At 68.4% G+C, this 15,583-nt stretch carries 16 protein-coding genes; 12 read left to right on the top strand and 4 right to left on the bottom strand.

Annotated features, from left to right (window positions below; all coding sequences use genetic code 11):
- Positions 1 to 43: 43 nt before the first annotated feature.
- The 8 genes from NGF19_RS03945 to NGF19_RS03910 all read left to right on the top strand — a co-directional run bounded on the left by NGF19_RS03945 (position 44) and on the right by NGF19_RS03910 (position 6,340).
- Positions 44 to 664, top strand: a complete 621-nt coding sequence (locus tag NGF19_RS03945; RefSeq protein ID WP_289734068.1) for an ATP-binding protein — start codon at positions 44 to 46, stop codon at positions 662 to 664.
- A gap of 206 nt (positions 665 to 870) precedes the next feature.
- Positions 871 to 1,200, top strand: coding sequence for a hypothetical protein (locus tag NGF19_RS03940; protein WP_252422160.1), 330 nt, complete (start codon positions 871 to 873; stop codon positions 1,198 to 1,200).
- Positions 1,201 to 1,221: 21 nt separating this feature from the next.
- Positions 1,222 to 1,530: a pore-forming ESAT-6 family protein gene (locus tag NGF19_RS03935; RefSeq protein WP_252422159.1), complete on the top strand. Its 309-nt coding sequence runs from the start codon at positions 1,222 to 1,224 to the stop codon at positions 1,528 to 1,530.
- Positions 1,531 to 1,604: 74 nt separating this feature from the next.
- A complete protein-coding gene (locus tag NGF19_RS03930) occupies positions 1,605 to 2,015 on the top strand; it encodes a DUF6507 family protein (RefSeq protein ID WP_252422158.1) in 411 nt (136 codons plus the stop codon).
- Between the two features lie 2 nt (positions 2,016 to 2,017).
- Positions 2,018 to 4,339 (top strand): hypothetical protein, encoded by a 2,322-nt coding sequence (locus NGF19_RS03925; RefSeq protein WP_252422156.1) that lies wholly within the window; start codon positions 2,018 to 2,020, stop codon positions 4,337 to 4,339.
- A gap of 12 nt (positions 4,340 to 4,351) precedes the next feature.
- On the top strand, positions 4,352 to 4,639 hold the full coding sequence (locus tag NGF19_RS03920; RefSeq protein WP_252422154.1) for a hypothetical protein: 288 nt from the start codon (positions 4,352 to 4,354) through the stop codon (positions 4,637 to 4,639).
- Positions 4,640 to 4,861: 222 nt separating this feature from the next.
- Positions 4,862 to 5,368: a toxin-antitoxin system YwqK family antitoxin gene (locus NGF19_RS03915; protein ID WP_252422152.1), complete on the top strand. Its 507-nt coding sequence runs from the start codon at positions 4,862 to 4,864 to the stop codon at positions 5,366 to 5,368.
- 96 nt (positions 5,369 to 5,464) lie between these two features.
- Complete coding sequence (locus NGF19_RS03910; protein ID WP_372505564.1) at positions 5,465 to 6,340, top strand: immunity 49 family protein; 876 nt, start codon at positions 5,465 to 5,467, stop codon at positions 6,338 to 6,340.
- A 253-nt stretch (positions 6,341 to 6,593) separates the two neighbouring features.
- Here NGF19_RS03910 and map read toward each other — a convergent pair whose 3' ends face one another.
- The gene (map, locus tag NGF19_RS03905; protein WP_252422151.1) at positions 6,594 to 7,451 is read right to left on the bottom strand and encodes a type I methionyl aminopeptidase; all 858 of its coding nucleotides are present in this window, start codon (positions 7,449 to 7,451) and stop codon (positions 6,594 to 6,596) included.
- A 58-nt stretch (positions 7,452 to 7,509) separates the two neighbouring features.
- Here map and NGF19_RS03900 point away from each other — a divergent pair, with 58 nt between their 5' ends.
- Positions 7,510 to 7,758 carry a hypothetical protein gene (locus NGF19_RS03900; RefSeq protein ID WP_252422150.1) on the top strand — a complete coding sequence of 83 codons (249 nt, stop codon included), beginning with the start codon at positions 7,510 to 7,512 and terminating at the stop codon, positions 7,756 to 7,758.
- A 49-nt stretch (positions 7,759 to 7,807) separates the two neighbouring features.
- Here NGF19_RS03900 and NGF19_RS03895 read toward each other — a convergent pair whose 3' ends face one another.
- Positions 7,808 to 9,103, bottom strand: coding sequence for an MFS transporter (locus NGF19_RS03895; protein WP_252422228.1), 1,296 nt, complete (start codon positions 9,101 to 9,103; stop codon positions 7,808 to 7,810).
- Between the two features lie 156 nt (positions 9,104 to 9,259).
- Here NGF19_RS03895 and npdG point away from each other — a divergent pair, with 156 nt between their 5' ends.
- The 3 genes from npdG (at position 9,260) to NGF19_RS03880 (ending at position 13,660) form a co-directional block, all read left to right on the top strand.
- On the top strand, positions 9,260 to 9,964 hold the full coding sequence (gene npdG / locus NGF19_RS03890) for an NADPH-dependent F420 reductase (RefSeq protein WP_252422149.1): 705 nt from the start codon (positions 9,260 to 9,262) through the stop codon (positions 9,962 to 9,964).
- 58 nt (positions 9,965 to 10,022) lie between these two features.
- Positions 10,023 to 10,223, top strand: a complete 201-nt coding sequence (locus tag NGF19_RS03885) for a hypothetical protein (protein WP_252422148.1) — start codon at positions 10,023 to 10,025, stop codon at positions 10,221 to 10,223.
- Positions 10,224 to 10,354: 131 nt separating this feature from the next.
- A complete protein-coding gene (locus tag NGF19_RS03880; protein WP_252422147.1) occupies positions 10,355 to 13,660 on the top strand; it encodes an AfsR/SARP family transcriptional regulator in 3,306 nt (1,101 codons plus the stop codon).
- A gap of 26 nt (positions 13,661 to 13,686) precedes the next feature.
- Here the strand turns inward: NGF19_RS03880 and NGF19_RS03875 are convergent, their stop codons facing one another.
- Both NGF19_RS03875 and NGF19_RS03870 read right to left on the bottom strand, forming a co-directional pair.
- Positions 13,687 to 14,505: an ABC transporter permease gene (locus NGF19_RS03875; protein ID WP_252422146.1), complete on the bottom strand. Its 819-nt coding sequence runs from the start codon at positions 14,503 to 14,505 to the stop codon at positions 13,687 to 13,689.
- Positions 14,502 to 15,530, bottom strand: a complete 1,029-nt coding sequence (locus NGF19_RS03870; protein WP_252422145.1) for an ATP-binding cassette domain-containing protein — start codon at positions 15,528 to 15,530, stop codon at positions 14,502 to 14,504. Before NGF19_RS03870 ends, NGF19_RS03875 begins: the two co-directional genes overlap by 4 nt.
- Between the last annotated feature and the right edge of the window lie 53 nt (positions 15,531 to 15,583).

Below are 15,583 nucleotides of genomic sequence, written 5' to 3'. Positions count from 1 at the left end.
ACACGTACTCCATTTATTGCGATCGACCGTTTGGGAGCGCGCCATGGCAGACAACTCAGGTTTGAACGACGTCACAGTTCGACTCCCGCGAAGCCGCCGCAGTGTCCCCCGAGCAAGAGCGCTGCTGCACGCCGTGCTCGCCGACCGTGGCGTTGCCCAAGAGGTGGTCGACAACGCCGAGTTGGTGATCTCCGAACTCGTGACCAACGCGCTGCGCGTACCCGTGCCCAAAGGGCGGCAGGTGGGTGTGCGGATCGTGTACCTGGCTGCGGAAGGGGTGTTGCGGCTGGAGGTGAGTGACGCGGGTGGTGGGAGGCCCGAGGTTCGGGAGCCCGGTGAGGACGAGACCGGCGGGCGGGGGCTGTTGCTTGTCGAGGCGCTCGCGGAGCGTTGGGGATATGAGGAGCGCGTAGGCGGGATCGGGAAGACGGTGTTCGCAGAGCTCAAGGCTCCCGGCCTCCTCGCCGAGCCCATCGCACGCGAAGTGGCGGCCGTGCTGGTCCGTACCGGGCAGCAGGTGCGGGTGTGGGGTGGGTGGCGGACTGTTCTCGGTGTGCGACACGAGCAGTACGCGTCCGCGGGCCCGGCCGTGGTACTGACGCTGGACGAGGGGCCGGCCCTGCGCGTGCACGCGGCGGCGCCGCTGGCGGTGCGCGGAGGGTAGGGCGTCGGGTGAGGAGGCCCTGAGCGGTGCAACCACCTCAATGGCGTGAATCCGACCACCACCTCAAGCAGAGGTTTGCACCCGCAACACCTGTTGCGCAAGCCTGTGCGAATAGGCTTGCGATGCCCGTGGAACCAGTGGGGGCCGCGGTGCGTCGTCCAGTTGACGACTCAGACACTGACGCTGGTGAACGGGGTGCGGGGAGCATGAAGTTCGATATGGGGTCGACGACTCTGTCGACGTTGACCCGGAGCACGAGTGGGTCGAGTGACGATCTCGGTGCGTTGATCCAGCAGTTGATCGCTGCGGCGCAGCCGTTGGAGGGGAAGTTCAACGGTGAGGGGAAGGCGGCGTTCGATTCGTTCAAGTCGCGTGCGGATGAGATCACGGCAGCGTTGAACGGTTCGTTGTCCTCGATCCTGGGTGGTCAGTCCGGTATGGACACCGCGTTCGGCACGGGTGACCAGGAGCAGTCGGACAACGCGCATCAGAACATGAGCACCGCGAACTTCGACGCGGCTCGCTTCCACGGCTGAGACTCGGGGGGATTCATCATCATGGCGACTTCGGACCGGCGTTCGTACGACACGGGTGCTTCGGCGGAGGTGCAGGGCGGTCTGCAGGGCATCATCGGCCGTCTGGAGACGGTGCTCGGGGACCGGGACCGTGCGGTGAAGACGGCGATGGCCGACTACCAGGCCGACGGTGTCTCGGACGAGTACCACGGCAAGGAAGTCCGCTGGAACAAGGCCGCAGGCGAGGTCCGCGACATCATCCAACTGGTGCGCACGACGCTGGAGAAGAACGATGCCACCGCCCAGGCCACGCTCGCCAAGGCGCGGGCCGCCGTCAACAACATCGGCTGATGTAAGCGGAGTTACGCGATCTACTGGCGCGGGCCGCCCACGCTCGCGCCGTCTACGGGGTTGAGGGGTGTGTCGTGACGGGGTGGGACGTCGATGCGGCCGGAGTGTACAAGGTGCTGTCGGATTGCGGCATCTTCGCGAAGAACATGTCGGACGCGGGCAGTGCGATGCAGGGCAATCTGGAGGCTGCCGCGTCCGATGCGGGCACGCTGACCTACCAGGCCTACGGTCCGTACGCGAGCACGGCGGGGCTGGTCGGCTCTGGGCTGGCGCAGTTCCTGAAGCACTGGGGCCACGACCTGGAATACATCGCCAAGCGCACGTCGAGTTCGCTGAACGGGGCGGGCCAGGCCACGTACGCGTACACGGTCGGCTCCCTGGAGCAGGCCGCGAACGCGCAGCGTGAGGCGGCCAAGGAACCGAAGGTGGACCTTCCCGGCGCGGGCCGGACGGGCGGGGCGGGCCAGGGTGCGAAGGGGCAGTGACGGTGGCCGACGAAATGGAGATGATCGAGCCGTCCGGCATACCGCACTTCATCGGCGACCTGGACGCCCTGGCTACTGATGTGATGCTGCTGGCGGCGGACGCGGGCCAGTTACGGGCGTCCGGCTCCGATGTGCACACCACGTTCCAGCATCTGTCGGCGTTCTACTCGGCGCCCGAGGCGGAGCAGTTGTTCGCCACCACGCTCCCGGTGCAGCAGAAGTCCGACGCGTTCGCCGACGATCTGGAGAAGGTCGCAGGCGCCCTGTTGGACTACAGCATCGAGGTCGAGCCGTTGGTGAAGAGGCTCGACACGCTGAAGGCGGAAGCGACCGCGTTCGTGAACTCGGTGGCCGGGGACGACGACTGGAAGAAGGACCAGGGCAAGATCGACCACAACCTGGAGTTGTGGCAGGGCGTCAACCACACCGTGACCGCGTTCCAGGCAGCCGAACGCAGGGCCTACGACAAGATCATGGCGCTGATCGGCGGCGAGCTGCTGACCGTCGACGACGGCTCCCACGGCAAGAACATGTACGGCTACAAGGCCGACGACCTCGACCACGCGGAGGAAACCCCCTGGGGTGCGCCGGCGGAGCGTGAGTACGAGGGCTGGGCCTGGGTGCGCCATACGCTCAAGAGCGCCGTGTGGGACGGGTTCATCGTCGACGGGGTGTGGGGCACCATCAAGGGCCTGGGCACCCTGGTCGGCACCGACGGCTGGGACGCGGCCGGTGATGCGTGGACGAACCTGGGCAAGCTCGGCACCGGCCTGGTCATCACCCTCATCCCGGTCGCGGGCGAGGCCTTCTGGATGGCCTCCGACGACAAACTCCCTTCCTGGCTGCGTGATTCACGCACCGCGATGAAGGAGACCGGCAAGGCCCTGGTCGCCTACGACACCTGGAAGACCAACCCCGCCCGCGCGACCGGCGCAGTCGCCTTCAACGGACTGACCGCCGTGTTCACCGGCGGCAGCGGCGCAGCAGCCGCCTCGGGCGCGAGCAAAGCAAGCGCGGCCGTACGCACCGTGTCAGCGGTCAGCAAGTTCAGCCGCGCCGTCGACCCCATGACGTACATCGGCAAGGCAGGCAAGTTCACCTTCACCAAGGTCGGCGACACCTTCACCACACTCAAGAACCTCCACACCGGCACAACAGCCGACCTCCTCAAACAGGCAGAAGCCCTCCGCTCCCCCACCATCCCCGACACAGCAATCCCCTACCTCGACACCACCGGCAAGGTCGTCTACCTCACCGACGAAGGCCACGTCCTCAACCCAGACGGCAGCCTGCGCCAACACGCCGACCAGGCCGCTGCCGAGGTGTCGGCCGCCGATCGATCCCGAATAGACGCTGCGCCACACTCTCCGGCAGAGGTGAGGACTCACGAGCGGAAGCCTCAGCTCGTGGGTGCGCACGCAGCGACAAATTCGGCTGCTGATGAGGTTGGATCAGGGAGAAACACCTCGGCTGGGGGCGGGGCGGGTCATTCGCCGAGTGGCGGTCACCGCTCTGAAGGCTCGCCAGCCGCTAGCCACAGCACTGCCGATAACGCGGCGTCCCATGGGACTTCAGGCTCTGGAAGCCATTCCCAACAGGCTTCCCATTCAAGCTCTAATTCCAGTACCAGTTCGCACGACGCCGACGGCAGCCACCACGAAGGCTCGAGTTCAAGCCCAGCGCAGGGGGGCGGAAATCCAGCACCCTCGCCAGTCGGAGACGGGTATGTCCAGCAGACTCCCCATCGGACTTCCGGAAGCCACTCCTCCCTGGATCCTGAGACGGTCGACAACCGCATCGCGGAGCTCGACGACCGTCTCGGCGGGGAGGGACACGCTCCAGGACGCCACCTCTATCCGTCGGACGATGCCCTGAGGGATCGTCTTGGTACGGTGGCGCATGACGCTCAGGGGAATCCGAGGGTCTACGGACCGAACTCGAATTACCCTGGACTCTTCAAGTCCGAGAACAACATAGATCCACTGACGGGTACCACCGTTGACGGTGTGAGTGGTCGCGCCCACAGAGTGGGGGCATTCGCCACACGCTTTGACAACGCGGAGGATATGGTTACGGCCGACCGCTACTTCCGAGATGAGATTGCACGTACCGGGGAATTCCCTCAAACGGCATCGATCGAGCAAGTTCTCGGGCCTGAAGGATACAAGCGCCTCAGTGGTTTCTATCGAGATCCAGCCAATCCCAGAGAATCCCTGCCCGTAGACTTCCAGGGTGGCAGCATCATACCTGTCTACAGGTTCGAGAATGGAAATTGGAGATTGCACACCATGTTCGCCGACCCGGCCACTGGCCGTCACCCGTAGAGGAAATAGGGGATGAATGAGCAACTGGAGAAGTTCATCACGATCTACCTTCGCTTGGAGCAGGCCTACGACACCAGTGGATATCTGCGACCTACCCTACTGGCTTGCAATGATTCCTATGTCGAACAGGTAAGGGAAGGTCTCTCTCAAGTCTTGAGTGAGAGGAGCCTTTCTGTTGGGGACTACGAGCGCCTGACCAACATCGAGTTCCCTGGGGAAGAATCTCTCTACGAATACCTTCAGTGTATGTACGCCTACTTGTTCGAGGATCGGTCTGATCAACCGACGCCGCCCGAGTGACGAACGGCCTCCGCCTGACCCTTCATGATTCCGGCCCGGGGTCGCGGTTGCCTGCGAGAGGTTCGATGATTTCGGTTATGGGTGCTTCTTGAAGGATCCGGCTGACCCCAAGAACTGATTCTCTGATGACCCTGCACCGAATTGATATTGACGATCCTGACGCGACCATAGACGAGGGCGAGCGTCTCTTCTATCGTGGCACTCTCTTCATGGGGGGAGGTCGTGGAATATCAGCACGGTGCACTCATCAGCCTCATCACATACGAGAGTGGTGTCGAGAACGGCCCGGTCCGTGAGTGGTGCATGAACGGAACTCTCCAGTCAGAAGGCGTGATGTTGTGGGCGAACGAGCTCGGCGGTACTCGAAAGTGGCCCTGCTTTGACATTGCGGAACGCATCGCGCCGTCGGTGCAAGTGTCACCTGAACTATCAACGAAACTCGAGACATACATCGAACATAATATAGGCGGCATTTCCACCGAAGATGTATGTCGTTTCGCGTTGCGCTGGGCGACATTGCGTGACACTCACCTGAAGCTGCCAGACTTGGAAGATCCGTTTGAGCCGCTAATCACACTATACGAGCGAGGCGGTGAGGTCATTGCTGATGAAACCCGTACGTTCAACTTTAGCAACCAGAGCCTGCGAGTAATGACATGGCAAGAACACCTCTCGTCCAAGCCCTGCACTTCCCTCGATCCCGCCGGACTAGACGCGCTGGACGCATAGAATCTCAGCGAAATGGAATCTGGCGAACGGCCTGATGGGGCGCAGCCCTTGGTTGCCTCGCTATGACGCTGGATTCCCTATCGAGGTGGAGTCCGAGTGCCTCCGAAGTATCTCCTGGAACGTGCCGGGGGGGAGGCGATTTCGAGGTCTGAGAAAGGGATACTTCCGTGTCCGTGCGCGTTGCCCGACGTGAACTACCGGGAGGACCCGAAGTCGAACGGATCGCGGAGCAAATCAACGAGCACTTGTTTAAAGGCATCACCGCGTGCTCACTGCGTCATCGATCCGGAGGCTGCGGCACTTGAGACATGGGAGGTCGCAACCAACGCAATGCAACTGGGCTCGGCGCTCTTCTCAGTGACGAGCGTGAGCGAAGGAACCGTCCAGTGCCGCATTCATCACAAGATGCGCAGTCTTGCAGCGACCGGCCCACTCTCAACTGCCCGCGCAGGTACCTGGCTCACTGCGTTCTGGCTGGCCGTCATCTGCCGTGAACGGCAACGGATGACTGAACTGTGTGAGATTCCGCTGGAGCGGCTGCGGGCTCCGGAGGGGCAGTACGACGAGTACATCTACCACTGGGTGGACACCCTGCAGACGTACTGGCTGCGTCGGCCGGGCCTCGTCGAGAAGCTCACCGCCACGTTTCAGGCATCGGACCCCTCCGTGGCCCGGATCGCCCCACGTGACCTGCTCGACGGCCAGCTCTATCCGCCGATCAACCTCTTCTACCACTTCGTACGCAAGGATGAAGAAGGGTTCCGCACGGCCCTGGTGGAGGCGCTGCAACTCCACAAGATGTACTGGACCTTGAACGAGGAGAGGGAGAAGGACATCGACGGCAGCATCGCCCTCGGTCCCCTCGCCATCGCCTGCCTCGCCTACGACGGCAAGCTTTCCATCCAGGTCGAGTCCGAGTACCTGCCCAAACACCTCCTCCAGCACGACTGGCTCGGAGAGTTCCCCACCTGACATGACAGGCCGGACAGGTCGAGATGAACGACGTGTCCGGCCCGGTAGAGGCACACGGACCTTCAGCGGCCGGATCACCGGGCGGCACGTCGCGGGCCGACCACCGCGTGACCGCCAACGCCAGTCACGGCGGTAAGGACATCGACGTGACGGACGACCCGTCAGGTCGCTGTCGGCTCGAACTCACCACCAGTAACGGCGCGGCCCGATCGACCTCCATCACGTCCGACGAACCCCGCGGCCCGCCCCGGCCCTACGGCAGTGTCAGGATCTCCGCGCCCGTCTCCGTGACCACCAGCGTGTGCTCGAACTGGGCCGTGCGCTTGCGGTCCTTGGTGACGACCGTCCAGCCGTCGTCCCACATGTCGTACTCGTAGCTGCCGAGGGTCAGCATCGGCTCGATCGTGAACGTCATGCCGGGGCGCATCACCGTCGTGGCGTGCGGGCTGTCGTAGTGCGGGACGATCAGGCCGGAGTGGAACGACGTGCTGATGCCGTGGCCCGTGAAGTCGCGGACCACGCCGTAGCCGAAGCGCTTGGCGTAGGACTCGATGACACGGCCGATGACGTTGATCTGGCGGCCGGGCCGGACGGCCTTGATCGCGCGGTTGAGGGATTCGCGGGTGCGCTCGACCAGCAGCCGGGACTCCTCGTCGACCTCACCGACGAGATACGTGGCGTTGTTGTCGCCGTGGACGCCGCCGATGTACGCCGTCACGTCGAGGTTGATGATGTCGCCGTCCCGCAGCACCGTCGAGTCCGGGATGCCGTGGCAGATCACCTCGTTGATCGACGAGCACAGCGACTTCGGGAAGCCGCGGTAGCCGAGCGTCGAGGGGTAGGCGCCGTGGTCGCACATGTACTCGTGCGCCACCCGGTCCAGCTCGTCCGTGGTCACGCCCGGCGCGATGTGCTTGGCCGCCTCCGCCATGGCCTGCGCGGCGATCCGCCCGGCGATCCGCATCGCCTCGATGGTCTCCGGGGTCTGCACCTCCGGGCCGGAGTACGGCTTCGGCGCGGGCTTGCCGACGTACTCGGGGCGGCGGATGTTCCCCGGTACGGAACGAGGCGGGGACAGCTCCCCGGGAGCGAGCAACGAGTGGCCAGACATAACTGCGAGTCTATCCACGGGTGATGGGGGATCATGGCGGTGGTGAGAGGAGTTGGTCATGCCCCTGTTCAAGAAGCGGACTGTGGGGAAGCCGGGCGAGTGGTTCTACTGCCTGGAGCATCGCAAGATCGAGGAAGGGCCCGAGTGCCCCGGCAAGGACCGGTTCGGGCCGTACTCGTCCCGTGAGGAGGCGGGCCGCGCGATGGAGACGGCCCGCGAGCGGAACCTCGAGTGGGAGACCGACCCCCGGTGGCACGACGTTCCCCCGGAGGGTGAACGGCCGGAGGGTGAACGGAACGGCGGCTGAGCGCCGGGCGGCGGCTGCGGCACGGGCACAGTCGGCTCACGCCCCGCGCTCACGCCGTCGCCCCCTCCCGCTCCGCCTTCACCCGCGCCGCATGCGCGCTCGTACGGCTGTCGTAGGTCATCAGCGCGGGCAGGCACAGGGCCAGTAGGGCCACCACCCCCGTGCACAGCAGGCCGCCCGACCACACCGACGCGCGGACGCCCGTCCAGGCCGCCATGCCGCCGGACCGGGCCTGGCCCATCTGCGGGCCGATCGAGTACGACAGCAGTTCGATGCCCGCCAGTCGGCCGCGCAGTTCGTCCGGGATTGTCTGGTTCCACATCGCGCCCCGGAAGATCCCGCTGATCATGTCGAAGCCGCCCGCGAGCATGAGGCACAGCAGCACCAGCCAGATGTTCGGGGCGAGCCCCGCCACCGTGATCGCGAGCCCCCACCCGGCCGCGGCGAACGCCACCATCCGCCCGTGCCGGTGGATCCGCGACGTCCATCTGCTTGCGAGCGACATGAGCAATGATCCTGCCGGGATGCTTGCGTACATCAGCCCCAGCGCCCACTCGGCGTGCAGCTCGTCCGCGAGGAACGGCAGGATCGCCAGCGGCATCGCGAGGACCATCGCGGCCAGGTCGACGGCATAGGTGCCCAGCAGCTCCTTGCGGCCCCACGCGTACCGCGCGCCCTCGGCGATCGACCGCAGCGACGGCTTCGCGGCCTCGTGGTGCGCGGGGGAGGCGGCCAGCCTCAGGCCCAGCACGACCGACACCACGAAGGTCAGCGCATCGGCGCCGTACGCCGTGCCGAACCCGGCGTACGCGACGATCACCCCGGCCAGCGCCGGGCCCGCGACCCCGCCGATCGTCCAGCGCAGCGAGTTGAGCGAGGCGGCGGCCGGAAGGTGCTCGTGCGGCACGATCCGCGGGACGAGGGCGTCGAGCGCGGGCCGCTGGACGGCACTGAGCGCGGCGGACAGCGCCGCGACGACGTACAGCGGCCAGATCGCGGGCCGGGGGAGCAGCGCGTTGACCAGGAGCGCGAGGGACAGCACGCCCTGCCCGGCCTCGGTGAAGACGATCAGCTTCCGCTTGTCGTACGCGTCGGCGAGCGCGCCGCCGTACAGGCCGAAGACGATCAGGGGGATCACCTCGACGGCACCGACCGCCCCCACGGCCGCCGTGGAGCCGGTCAGTTCCTTCAACTGCACGGGCACCGCGACGAAGGTGAGGAACGTACCGAAGTTGGTGATCAGCCCGGCCAGCCACATCCGCCGGAAGTCCGCCGACGCGTGCCAGGGCGCGAGGTCGGGCAGCAGCCTGCCCAGCCGGGACCGGAGGCCACCGGGCGACGCCACGGACGTGTCGCCGGTATCGCCGTCCTTCCCGGTCGGTACGGAGGTCGGGGCAGGGGTGGCGGGGTCTTCGGTCACGAGGAGCCATGCTCAGATGCCCGCGAGCCCAGGGGCAACCGGTTTTCCCCCGGCCTGCGCACGCCCACGTAGAGTCGGCCCATGACCTCAACCGACAGTGCACAGAAGGCCCCCGCCAAGGACCCCTGGGACCTTCCCGACGTCTCCGGGCTCGTCGTCGGCGTGCTCGGCGGCACCGGCCCGCAGGGCAAGGGCCTCGCCTACCGCCTCGCTCGGGCCGGCCAGCAGGTGATCATCGGCTCGCGGGCCGCGGAGCGCGCTCGGGCCGCCGCCGACGAGATCGGCCACGGTGTCGAGGGCGCCGACAACGCCGAGGCCGCCCGGCGCAGCGACATCGTGATCGTCGCCGTGCCGTGGGAGGGCCACGGCAAGACCCTCGACTCCCTGCGCGCGGAACTGGCCGGCAAGCTCGTCGTCGACTGCGTCAACCCGCTCGGCTTCGACAAGAAGGGCGCGTACGCGATCAAGCCGGAGGAGGGCAGCGCCGCCGAGCAGGCCGCCGCCCTGCTGCCGGACTCACGGGTCACCGCCGCCTTCCACCACCTGTCCGCCGTCCTGCTCCAGGACCCGCAACTCGACCGGATCGACACCGATGTGATGGTCCTCGGTGAGGAGCGCGCCGACGTCGAGATCGTGCAGGCGCTGGCCGCGCGGATCGCGGGCATGCGGGGCGTTTTTGCGGGGCGGCTGCGCAACGCCCATCAAGTGGAGTCCCTCGTGGCGAACCTGATCTCCGTGAACCGCCGCTACAAGGCACATGCGGGGCTCCGCGTCACCGACGTATGAGCATGGGGGACACTGGTGCCGTAGCACGTCGCAGTGTCCCCCGACAGGAGCCGTTCCCATGCCCCGCCTCGCCCTTTACGCCCTCGCCGTCTGCGTGCTCGCCGTGGTCGCCGCGGTCGTCTCGTTCGCGCAGGGCAGTTGGCCGCTGGGCATCGTCTGGGTGCTGCTCGTGGGTGTCTCGTCCAACATGGCCTGGTACTACGTGCGGCGCGGCAAGGCGGAACAGGCGGAGCGGAGCGAGTCCGCTCCGGCTGCCTGAAGCGCGTCCACTCCGGCTGTCCGAACCGGGCCGGAACACCCTGACCGAGGTCTCGCGACGGGGGCGGGAGACTCCGGGCAGGCTCCGAGCAGGCGATAACCCCGTGACCGCCCCTGATGTCACCGGAGACAATGCCCCCTGTGCGCTATCGGATCCTCGGCACCACCCAGGCACTCCGCGACGACGGCACGCCCGTACCGGTCGGCGGGGCGCGGCTGCGTGCTTTGCTGACCGTGCTGGCCCTGCGGGCCGGCCGGGCCGTACCCGCCGCCCTCCTGGTGGACGAGGTATGGGACGGCGACCCGCCCGCCGACGCCACCGGCGCCCTCCAGGCACTGGTCGGACGGCTGCGCCGGACCCTCGGGCCGCATGTCGTGGAGTCCGCGGACGGCGGCTACCGGCTGGCCGCGGCCCCCGACGACATCGACCTGCACCGCTTCGAGCGGCTCACCACGGAGGGCCTGCGCGCACTGGGCGACGGCGACCCTGCGAAGGCCGCGGCCGTCCTCGACGACGCCCTCGCCCTGTGGCAGGGCCCCGCCCTCGCCGCCCTCCCCGACCGCACCGCCGAGGCGGCCCGCTGGGAGACCCGCCGTCTCGACGCGCGCCGCGCCCGGCTCACCGCGGCCCTCGCCCTCGGCCACGGCGAGCAGCACCTGCCCGAGCTGACCGCCCTCACCGACCTCCACCCCCTGGACGAGTCCCTCCAGACGCTGCGGCTGCGCGCGCTGCGCGACGCGGGCCGCCCGGCCGAGGCACTGGCCGCCTACGAGGACGTACGAGAGCTGCTCGCGGACCGGCTCGGCTCGGACCCGGGGCCCGAACTGCGCGCCCTGCACGCGGAGTTGCTCCAGGGGCCGGAAGCGATACAGGACGTGGCCGCGCCCCGGCGGGCGCCGGGCGCGGACACCGCCCTCGCGCCCGCGCCGCCCGGCAATCTCCGCGCCCGGCTGACCTCCTTCGTCGGACGCGAGGCCGACATCGACACCATCCGCGGTGATCTCGCCACCGCCCGGCTGGTCACCCTGCTCGGGCCCGGTGGCGCCGGGAAGACCCGGCTGTCGCAGGAGGCCGCCGAGGCCGTGGCGCACACCGCGCCGGACGGGGTGTGGCTGGCCGAACTCGCGCCGGTCGACGACCCCGAGGCCGTGCCCGAGGCCGTGCTCACCGCCGTCGGAGCGCGCGAGACCGTGCTGCGCGGCGCCGGGGCCGAGGAGATGCGCGTCGTCGCCGAGCGGCACGACGCCCCGCTCGACCGGCTCGCCGAGCACTGCGCATGGCGCCGCATGCTGCTCATCCTCGACAACTGCGAACACGTCGTGGAGGCAGCCGCCCGCCTGGTCGAGCACCTCCTCGAACGCTGTCCGGGGCTCACCGTCCTCGCCACCAGCCGCGAACCCCTCGGCGTGCCAGGGGAGTTGTTGCGCCCGGTCGAGCCGCTGCCGCAGCCGTACGCGCTGAAGCTGCTCGCCGACCGCGGTGCCGCCGCCCGGCCCGGCTTCCGGGTCGACGCCGACGAGGAGACCGCCCTGGCCACCGCGGAGATCTGCCGCCGCCTCGACGGACTGCCGCTCGCCATCGAACTGGCCGCCGCCCGGCTGCGGATGCTCTCCCCGCGCCAGATCGCCGACCGGCTGGACGACCGCTTCCGGCTGCTCACCTCCGGCGCCCGCACCCTGCTGCCCCGGCAGCAGACCCTGCGGGCCGTGGTCGACTGGTCCTGGGACCTGCTGGACGCCGACGAACGTGCCGTGCTGCGCCGCCTGTCCGTCTTCTCCGGCGGCTGCGACCTCACCGCCGCCGAGGCCGTGTGCGGGCCCGCCGCACTGGAAGGGCTCGCCTCCCTGGTCGACAAGTCCCTGGTGGTGGCGGCCCCTTCGGGCGGCGGGGAGATGCGCTACCGACTCCTGGAGACCGTCGCCGAGTACGCGGGCGAGCGGCTGGAGGAGTCCGGGGAGCGGCCCGAGGCCGAGCGCGCCCATCTCACGTACTACCGCGAACTCGCCCGCACCACCGACCCGTTGCTGCGCTCCTCGGCCCAACGCGCGGCGATCGAACGGCTCCAGGTGGAGTACGAGAACGTGCGCACCGCCCTGCGCCGCGCGGTCGCCGCCCGCGACGAGCACGAGGCGCTGTGCCTGCTGCACTCGCTGGGCTGGTACTGGCAGATGCGGGACCTGCGCACCGAGGCCCGCACCTGGGCGGGTGCCGTCATCGCCCTCGGGCCCGATCCCTTCGCCGCGCCCGCCCGCGAGGTGCCCGACCTGACCGAGGGGTGCACCGACAGCCCACCGCCGATGCGCCCGGAGATCCTCGAAGAGGCTCGCCGCGGTGCCCATCTCACCCATCTCGCCTGTATGGACATGGATCTCCAGGCGTGGGAGACGGCCGAGGCCAAGGAGAAGCTGCGCGTCATCAGCGAGACGTACCGCCCCGGCCAGCAGCAGACCTGTCGTATGCCCGGTTTCATCTGGATCTTCGCCGTCATGCTCACCGCCGATATGGACCGGTTGCGTGTGGTCGTGGACGCATCTGTCCGTACCTGCCGGGAACGGGGCACCACCTGGGAGCTGGCCCATACGCTTCAACTGCGCGCCAACCTCCTCGCCAACCGCACCGAGTGGGCGGGCGAGGCGAGCCGGGACGCGGACGAATCGCTGGAGATCTTCCGGGGCATCGGGGACGCCTGGGGCGTGGCCGAGGCCCTGTCCGCGCGGGGCGAGGCCCATGAGCGGCGCGGCGAGTACGCGCTCGCCGCCGCCGACTACGAGGCCGCCGGGGAGTACGCCGAACAGCTCGGCGCCCGTTCCCAGAAGGCCGTCCTCACCGCCCGCCTCGGCAACATCCTGCTCGACGCGGGGGACAGCGAACGGGGCGAGCGGCTGCTGCGCCAGGTCATCGACGAGGGCCATGGCTCGTTCAGCGACGTCATGCCCGCCGCCCGGATCTTCCTGGCCATGTGGCTCAGCCGCACCGACCGGGTGGCCGAGGCGCGCGAGCAGATCCGGCTGCTGCGCAGGGACTTCGCGGCCGTGAGCTTCGTGGTCTTCCAGGGCCTCGTGCTCGGCGTGGAAGCCTGGCTGGAGACGATGGACGGCCGGTATCCGCAGGCCCTGGTCAAGGTACGCGCCGCACTCACGCGGGCCGAGGACCGGATGAGCCAGATGGTCGCGCCGTACATCGCCTCCACGCATCTGACGTGCGCCGCGATCGCGCTGAGCGGTGTGGAGGGCGGCAGCCGGGCCTCGGACGCGGCCCGGTGTCTGGCCGTCGCCGACGGTCTGCTGCCGCCCGGCCTTGTCCAGCCCCCGGCGGAGCGGGAGGCCCGTGCCAAGGCGGAGGCGGCGGCCCGCGCCGTGCTGGGCGACACGGCGTACCAGGCCGCGTACGCGGAGGGCGACGGGCTCTCCCTGGCGGAGGCCGTCGCCCTCGTCTGACGCGGACCGGTGATGCCGGTGCCCGGTCAGCTCTTCGTCGTGTACTTGCGGATGGCGATGGGGGCCATGACCGCCGTGAGGACCACCGACCAGATCACGGTCACCAGCACGTCGTGGGCGATCGGCCGGCCGCCGTTCATCAGACCGCGGGCGGCGTCCGCCAGCGACGACAGCGGGTTGTAGTCCGTGAAGGCCTGGAGCCAGCCGGGCATCGTGTCCGTCGGCGCGAAGATCGACGAGCCGAACTGCAAGGGCATCAGCACGAGGAATCCCATCGCCTGGATGGCCTGGGCGTTCTTCATCACCACGCCCATGGTCAGGAAGATCCACATGATCCCGAAGCCGAACACCGCCGCCAGACCGATGGCGGCGAACAGGCCCGGCACGTTCGAGACGGACAGGCCGAGCAGGAAGCCGACCGTGAGCAGGATCGCGATGGCGACCAGCATCCGGGCCAGCTCCACGACGATCTTCGCGATCAGGACGGAGGAGCGGGCGATCGGCAGGGACCGGAAGCGGTCCATCACGCCCGTCTGGAAGTCCTGGTTGAAGCCGGTCCCGACGCCCATGGCGATGTTCATGCCCATCATCGCCATCAGGCCGGGCACCACGTAGTTGACGTAGGCCTCGCGGTTGTCGGTGCCCGCGATGGCTCCGCCGAAGACGAACACGAACAGCAGGGTGAAGACGATCGGCATCAGGACCGCGTCGAACATCGACTCCGGGTCCTGCCGGATCCACAGCAGGTTGCGGCGGATCAGGGCACCGATGTGGCGTAGATTGCCGCGCAGTCCGATCCGGCCCTCGCCGACGGTCACGGGGCTGGTGAGAGTGGCGGCGCTCATGCGGCGACCTCCTCGCGGGCAGCGGACGCGTCGTCCTGCGGGCTGCTGATCTTGTGACCGGTCAGGGACAGGAACACCTCGTCCAGACTGGGCAGTTCGGTGGTGATACCGGCGAGCGTGATGCCGCGGGCGGTGACCGCGCCGACCACCGCGGTCAGTTGCTCGTCACTGAGGATCGGGACGAGGACGGTGCCGGTCTCGGTGTCCGCGGTCGCCTTGCCGATCCCGGTGAGGCCGAACTCGTCGAGCGCCGTGGCCGTCGGGCGCAGCTCCTGCGGGTCGGCCGGGCGGATGCGCAGAGTACGGCCGCCGACCCTGGCCTTCAGCTCGTCGACCCGGCCGCCCGCGATGACCTTGCCGCGGTCGATGACGGTCAGCTCGGAGGCCAACTGCTCGGCCTCCTCCATGTACTGGGTGGTGAGCAGTACGGTCGCGCCCTCGGCGACCATCCGCTTGACCTCGGTCCACACTTCGTTCCTCGTGCGCGGGTCGAGACCGGTGGTCGGCTCGTCCAGGTACAGCACGGCGGGGTGCCCGATCATGGACGCGGCGAGGTCGAGGCGGCGGCGCATACCGCCGGAGTACGTGGACGCCGGGCGCTTGGCCGCCTCCGTGAGCGAGAACCGCTCCAGGAGGCCGTCGGCCCGTGCGCGGGACTCCTTGCGGGACAGATCGAGCAGCCGGCCGATCATGTAGAGGTTCTCGTAGCCGGAGAGCTTCTCGTCCACCGACGCGTACTGGCCGGTGAGACCGATCACGCGGCGGGTCTGCCGGGGCTGGCGGACGACGTCGTAGCCCGCGACCGTCGCCTGCCCGGCGTCCGGGGTGATGAGGGTGGACAGACAGCGGACGAGGGTGGTCTTCCCGGCGCCGTTCGGCCCGAGCACCCCGAGGACGGTGCCCTCGCGCACGTCGAGGTCGACGCCGTCCAGCGCTTTGGTCTCGCCGTAGTGCTTGACCAGCCCCCGTACGGTGACGGCCGCGTCCGATACGGCGTCGTGGGGAGTGTTGTCGATGCGTGTCATGCCGATGACGGTGCCAGCCGCCGCCGACAGACCGCCGACAGGTCACCTACAGC

This window comes from Streptomyces macrolidinus (assembly GCF_023887685.1).
Lineage (GTDB): Bacteria > Actinomycetota > Actinomycetes > Streptomycetales > Streptomycetaceae > Streptomyces > Streptomyces macrolidinus.
The sequence above is the reverse complement of the archived record's forward strand: the minus strand, read 5'-3'. Positions and strand labels throughout refer to the sequence as shown.

What these genes read in the sequence shown, in the direction of transcription:
- NGF19_RS03900 (WP_252422150.1), top strand. Translation starts at nt 7,510, where the DNA reads ATGCCCCTGTTCAAGAAGCGGACTGTGGGGAAGCCGGGCGAGTGGTTC.
- map (WP_252422151.1), bottom strand. Translation starts at nt 7,451, where the DNA reads ATGTCTGGCCACTCGTTGCTCGCTCCCGGGGAGCTGTCCCCGCCTCGT.
- NGF19_RS03885 (WP_252422148.1), top strand. Translation starts at nt 10,023, where the DNA reads ATGCCCCGCCTCGCCCTTTACGCCCTCGCCGTCTGCGTGCTCGCCGTG.
- NGF19_RS03935 (WP_252422159.1), top strand. Translation starts at nt 1,222, where the DNA reads ATGGCGACTTCGGACCGGCGTTCGTACGACACGGGTGCTTCGGCGGAG.
- NGF19_RS03875 (WP_252422146.1), bottom strand. Translation starts at nt 14,505, where the DNA reads ATGAGCGCCGCCACTCTCACCAGCCCCGTGACCGTCGGCGAGGGCCGG.
- npdG (WP_252422149.1), top strand. Translation starts at nt 9,260, where the DNA reads ATGACCTCAACCGACAGTGCACAGAAGGCCCCCGCCAAGGACCCCTGG.
- NGF19_RS03945 (WP_289734068.1), top strand. Translation starts at nt 44, where the DNA reads ATGGCAGACAACTCAGGTTTGAACGACGTCACAGTTCGACTCCCGCGA.
- NGF19_RS03920 (WP_252422154.1), top strand. Translation starts at nt 4,352, where the DNA reads ATGAATGAGCAACTGGAGAAGTTCATCACGATCTACCTTCGCTTGGAG.
- NGF19_RS03940 (WP_252422160.1), top strand. Translation starts at nt 871, where the DNA reads ATGAAGTTCGATATGGGGTCGACGACTCTGTCGACGTTGACCCGGAGC.
- NGF19_RS03880 (WP_252422147.1), top strand. Translation starts at nt 10,355, where the DNA reads ATGCCCCCTGTGCGCTATCGGATCCTCGGCACCACCCAGGCACTCCGC.
- NGF19_RS03870 (WP_252422145.1), bottom strand. Translation starts at nt 15,530, where the DNA reads ATGACACGCATCGACAACACTCCCCACGACGCCGTATCGGACGCGGCC.